Raw genomic sequence first — 5262 nt, 5'->3', positions numbered from 1 at the left:
TGTGCAGTGGACATGGTGAACCAGCGCAAGTATGTTTCCAACCGACAGAGTTATGCCTACATCCGGCGCACCAGTGACCGTCTGTGCAAAGAACACGGCCTGTCTGTGTTGGTCCCCGGTCAAGACCGGGGCAAGAGCTATGCCGAGTGGGACGCACACCGCAAGGGCATGAGCTGGAAGGCAAAGCTGAAAGCTGCCATAGATGCAGCCATCCCGCAGGCCAAGGATTTTGACGATTTTCTGCGGCTCCTGCAGGAGCAGGGTTACGAGGTCAAGCGTGGCAAGTATGTTTCGTTCCGCGCGCCCGGACAGGAACGGTTCACCCGCTGCAAGACGCTGGGCGAAGCCTACACCGAAGAAGCCATCACCGAGCGCATCAAAGGGCGGTTCGTGGAGCGGAAGCCCAAAGAAAACCGCAAAATTTCGCTGCGGATTGATTTGGAGAACAGCATTAAGGCCCAGCAGTCCGCAGGGTATGAGAAGTGGGCAAAACTCCACAATCTGAAACAGGCTGCCCGGACGCTGAACTTTCTGACGGAGCATGAAATTGATAGTTACCCGGATTTGGAAAGCCGGGTGGCCGAGATCACCGCCGCCAGCACCGAAGCTGTCGCCGCGCTGAAAGCAGCCGAACGCCGACTTGCAGAAATGGCTGTGCTGATAAAGGATGTCACCACCTGTAAGGAACTGCGTCCACTGGTGCAGGAATACCAGCGGGCCGCTGACAAAAAGCAATTCCGGCGCAGGCACGAGGGCACCCTGATTCTCTATGAAGCTGCGGCCAAGGCCCTGAAAGAGCAGGGCTTTCAAAAGCGGCCCGACCTCTACGCCCTGAAAGCCGAGTATAAGCAACTAACCGAGCAGAAAAAGCAACTGCAACAGCAGTACGCCGAAATCAAACGCCAGATGCAGGAGTATGGCATCATAAAGCAGAATGTGGACGGCATTCTGCGGATAGCACCGGGAAAGGAGCAGATGCAGGAACGGTAAATCTGCACAAAATATTGTTCGGATTTTTGAATTCCAAACGCTTAGACCGGGTGGCGTTTCCGCCCGAAATCATGTAAAATAGACTTAGACAACGAAAGCGAGGAACCCTCTATGGCAGAAGTGAACGATAACAGCTCTATCCAGCTTTTTGAAGATCAGAAAATCCGCACTGCATGGGATGCAGAAAAGGAAGAATGGTATTTTGCCATCGTTGATGTGATTGCTGTTCTGACTGACAGCGCAGACCCACAGAACTATTGGCGCGTTCTAAAAAAGCGTCTTAAAGACGAAGGAAATGAAACCATTACAAATTGTAATGGTTTGAAAATGACCGCTCCTGACGGCAAAAAGCGCAAAACGGATGTTGCTAACACCGAACAGCTCCTGCGCATCATCCAGTCAATCCCATCTCCGAAAGCTGAACCGTTTAAGGCGTGGCTGGCAATGGTAGGCAAAGAACGCATCGAGGAAACAATCGACCCGGAGCAGGCCATTGACCGTGCGCTTGATACCTATTTGAAGAAAGGCTACTCCGAAGAATGGATTCACCAGCGGCTTTTGGCAATCCGTATCCGAAACGAACTGACGGATGAATGGAAGAAGCGCGGAGTACAAAAGGGCAAGGAGTATGCTATCCTGACCGATGAAATCTCCCGCGCATGGTCTGGCATGACCACAGGGCAGTACAAGCGGCTGAAAGGTCTGACGAAAGAAAATCTCCGGGACAATATGACCGATTTGGAACTTGTGCTGACCATGCTGGCGGAAGCCTCCACCACGGATATTTCCAAGACTGCAAAGCCGCAGACCTTTGAAGAAAACAAGCAGGTTGCTAAACGCGGCGGCAAGGTAGCCGGTATTGCACGGCAGGCTCTTGAAGCAGAAACTGGCAAGCCCGTTATTACAGAAAAGAATGCGTTTGACTTCCAGCAGCTTGTGACCGACATTGTAGAAGATGCCGCCGAACTGCCGGAAAATCCCACCGAGAAAAGAGATAAAGACTGATACATGAAAAATAGCCGGACACAGCAACCCCAAGGCCACCGTGTCCGGCTATTTCTGTGTTGACAACGACACATTACTTTGATTAAAAATAATGCGTCATTGTCAAGCTGACGGTATTATTCACCCGTAAAATCAAACCTCTGTCCGTCAAAGTCAGCATCGGTCATACGCTCCAACTTTGCAATGGTACCGTTTGCCAGCCGCCGCATTTCCGTGTCCATATCCGGCAGGGCGGCCAGCATCCGTGCCATCGTGCGGCGGCGGTCAGAGGTGTGGTACATACAGATCAAATTTTCTTCTTCTACGCTGAAATTCATGGTCAGACCTCCATTTCGTGTTGTTTGCTGCGGGCCGCTGCCTTTTTCGGGCTGGCGGCCTGCTTTGTTTCGGAAAGCTGCTTGCGGACGGAAGCACGGGGTTTGCGAATGTTCTTATCTCGGTTCTCGTTTTTGTCAACCAGCGCGTAGATGCCAAAACGGTCTTTTACGCTGGACAGATGTAAAGATTTATACGGCAGCATGGCAAGCAGCTGGTCCGTGTCCCGGCTGGATGCCAGCTTGGTGAAATAGGGCGATACCTCTACCATGAAATGATTCTTGTCCGGGCTGTTGGGAGCAGCCAGCCGCTTCATATTTGCCGCGATACGCTGTGCCTCGGCCTCGATCAGCCCGGTGTGCAATGCCGCAAGGTGTTCTTTGAAATCACCGGGCTGTGCAGATTCCCGACTGCGCTGCTCCTGCCGGATGGCCGCTTGCAGAAGTTCCGGGTCACGGGGCTGCATTTCATACCGCACGAACTCTCCAAAATATTTGTCCGATCGGCTGTCGAAATGCTCTTTGAGGCCAATTTCCCGCATCCCACTTTCGTAGATCAGGCGATTGGCACCCACAAGCAGAGCGGCATCCCGGATATGCTGGAAATGCTGCTGATAGTCCAGTTCATACAGATTGCCTTGCACAGTTCCGTTGGCCGCGCCGGTCAACTCCACCGCATAGGCAAGGATCCTGTCGCAGGTCTGCTCGCCGCAGAATTTCCATGTGTTGTAGGCTTGCGTGTCTTTGAGCAGCACGTCCCGTTCCCGGAAGCAGAATGTTCCAGAAGGCCGGGACAGCCACAACAGCAGCTTATCTTCCGGCTGGTCGCTGCGGGCGGCCTCCCGCAGCATCTTGATGTCATAGGCAAAATCGCTCTGATAGTATGCGGTGTTCTGGTGCATAATGGCTTCCAGCGCAGCGATCAAGTCCATATTTTCAAACTTCTGCACGGTTTACACCTCCAATTCTTTTGTCTTTTCCCGTGGCGGCGGTTGCTTGCTCTGCTCCTTTTTTGCGGCATCCAGCTGTACCCGGATGGACGGCTTTTTCGGCTTGGCTGTGCGTGACTTCTTGGCTTTTGGTGCCTTTTCCTCGGCCTTGACTGCGGCGGCAAGGTCCGTCAGAGAAATTTGTTCTCCGGCCTTTGCTTTGGCTTCCAACTCACCTAAAGAGGGCGCATTGTTCAGCACACCGTCAATCATGTTTTCGTTTTGTTCGGTGGAAAGTTCTGCGGTGCGCAGCGGGTTTTCCCGCAAGAACTCTGGCACCTGCTGGAAGCCCACACTATCGCAGTAGTGAGCGGTATTTTGTCCGTTCTGGTGCAGCACTACCACATCCGAAACGGACAGCGAGTGTCCCTTGAAATCTGCCGGATAGTCCACATTGAATGTGCGGTAGATGTCCTCCAACGTGGTGCCAGCAGTCAGCGGCGCGGCATACACCTCCATATAGTTGGCCTTGTCCACGGTCAAACCGGCAGCCAGCAGGCGGTCGTAGGGCTCAAAACGGTAATCGCGGGTGGAATCCTCGTTGCGCAGTTGGTAGATGGAAAAGCTGTCCTGCTGCGGTGTTTCAAAACCTGCCGCTGCGTATTCCTCTACGGTCATTCCGGCAGCGGCCGCTTCCTGCGCGATCTCGGCCTGCACCTGTGCCTCGTAGTCCTGCAAACTCTGGTCGAAGTCGGCCAACTTGGGCGGTTCCGGCAAGTCATACCGGCCTTGGTTGAGCATCGGGCGGCAGTCGTGTACATAGGTCACAACTGCGTTGTAATAGGAAGTCTGTTCCGGCGAAATGTTCTGTTCCTCCCGCAAAGCGGCGGTGGCTGCCTGTTCCATGGCCGAAAGATTGCAATGTTGTTTGAGGTACGGGATAAACTCGGTCAGCACCATTTCCCACTCTGCCTTGTCTTGTTCCCACGCTTCCGGGCCTTTGTTGTGCAGAACAAAATTCTTCCAGTTTTCATCTTTGGCGTAGTATTCGTGATAGTTCTGGATATGTTGCACCAAAGAGCCCTCTCCATCACCAAAATCCTGCCGCCCCTCGTAGCTGTCCGGCTGGCCGTTCAGGGTAAAATCAATGCGGAATGCAGTCTTATCGTACCAGCCGCCCTCGTAACCGTCCTTTTCCCGTTCTGTGTGCTGGGCAGTGTCCAGCTCTTCAAAGACACGGTTTGCCACAGACAGCGGCATGATTTCGCCGTCCTGCAGCTTGTCGCTTTCGCTCCACAGAATCGTGACCGTGGGCTCTGCGGCGGGGTCTGGAATTTTAACAGGTGTGGGAACTTCGTTGGCCGTTTCTGCGACCTCTTGGAACGCTGCCAGCTTATCGCCCAACAGGACTTCCGTCACCGCGGCAGTCTGCCCCAGCAGATTAAGTGCTTCCTGCCCGGCATCCGGCAGGGTCAGACTGGGTGCGTCCAGCTGGCCGCCGTCCAGAGCCTTATTATCCGGGCCATACAGGGTGTAGTCATAGCCGGAATCACAGGTCTGGATGAATAAAATATTGCCGTTGTCCAGCGCAAATGCAGCCTCCTGTGCAGTGGAAAGTTCTGTTTCCTGCTGCTGGCGCAGTTCTGCCAGATGTTCGTCCAGCGCGGAGATCAGTTCATGGGCTGCGCTGCGGATAACTTCCAGAGAGGCTTTCAGCTCCGCCAGTTCCCGGCCCGAACTCCACCCGGCCACATAGCCAAAGGAATACTCGGACGTGTCCAGCCCATAGTGCTGGCAGACGGCATAGGCCACACTTTCGGCCTGCACCTCGCGGGTGCGGCTGTCCGGGCGGTTGGTCTGTTCCGGGTCATCCGGGTCGATGGCATGCAGCTTGGCATGGGCAATCTCATGGATGGCTGTCTTGATGGTTTGCAGCTGGCTCATGCCCTCCTGAATTGCAATGCGGTTGTCGAGCAAGTGGAAATAACCGTGCGCCCCGCCCTCGATGTCCTCAAACCCGATGG

At 54.2% G+C, this 5262-nt stretch carries 5 protein-coding genes; 2 read left to right on the top strand and 3 right to left on the bottom strand.

The window, feature by feature from the left end:
* Together DWV57_RS14145 and DWV57_RS14140 are read left to right on the top strand one after the other, a co-directional pair.
* Positions 1–990: relaxase/mobilization nuclease domain-containing protein (locus DWV57_RS14145; RefSeq protein WP_120021116.1), on the top strand; the 990-nt coding region annotated here is incomplete at its 5' end.
* Positions 991–1101: 111 nt separating this feature from the next.
* On the top strand, positions 1102–1995 hold the full coding sequence (locus tag DWV57_RS14140; RefSeq protein ID WP_120021114.1) for a Bro-N domain-containing protein: 894 nt from the start codon (positions 1102–1104) through the stop codon (positions 1993–1995).
* A 116-nt stretch (positions 1996–2111) separates the two neighbouring features.
* Here DWV57_RS14140 and DWV57_RS14135 read toward each other — a convergent pair whose 3' ends face one another.
* The 3 genes from DWV57_RS14135 to DWV57_RS14125 form a co-directional block, all read right to left on the bottom strand.
* Positions 2112–2312 (bottom strand): transposon-transfer assisting family protein, encoded by a 201-nt coding sequence (locus DWV57_RS14135; protein WP_118564492.1) that lies wholly within the window; start codon positions 2310–2312, stop codon positions 2112–2114.
* A gap of 2 nt (positions 2313–2314) precedes the next feature.
* A complete protein-coding gene (locus DWV57_RS14130; protein WP_120021115.1) occupies positions 2315–3241 on the bottom strand; it encodes a hypothetical protein in 927 nt (308 codons plus the stop codon).
* A gap of 21 nt (positions 3242–3262) precedes the next feature.
* The coding region (locus DWV57_RS14125; protein ID WP_120021113.1) for a YodL domain-containing protein at positions 3263–5262 on the bottom strand (2000 nt) is incomplete at its 5' end.

This window comes from Faecalibacterium sp. AF10-46, from assembly GCF_003604105.1.
Classification (GTDB): Bacteria; Bacillota; Clostridia; order Oscillospirales; family Ruminococcaceae; genus Faecalibacterium; species Faecalibacterium taiwanense.
This window is presented reverse-complemented; position numbering and strand designations above follow the sequence as displayed.